General features: G+C 35.5%; 1 protein-coding gene. It reads left to right on the forward strand.

Features of this window, described 5'->3' with window-relative positions:
- Window positions 1-41: 41 nt before the first annotated feature.
- Window positions 42-262, forward strand: a 221-nt coding sequence (locus SB749_RS19870) for a hypothetical protein (RefSeq protein WP_410711821.1), incomplete at its 3' end; no start/stop codon positions are given.

The raw sequence follows: 262 nt of genomic DNA on the forward strand, positions 1-262 counted from the left end.
GAAGATTATTAGTCAAAACCATCAAACAAGGAATCAATAGCTTGCCTGAAGTCGTCTCGAAAATTGGTTTTAAAGCAGGATCTGGAGTTTCAACTTCTCTACCAAATGTTAGGAAATCTACAAACAGCTCTACATTTAATGAATCAAAATCTGCCAGAAGCTTGAGATCATCTCAAAGCTGGTTTTTATCTATAGTCAACAATAAAGATTCAACCGCTCCTCCATTTAAACTGAGTTCATCAGCAATCGAATTAACACACAT

Source organism: Brevibacterium sp. SIMBA_078 (genome assembly GCF_046534565.1).
Taxonomy (GTDB): domain Bacteria; phylum Actinomycetota; class Actinomycetes; order Actinomycetales; family Brevibacteriaceae; genus Brevibacterium.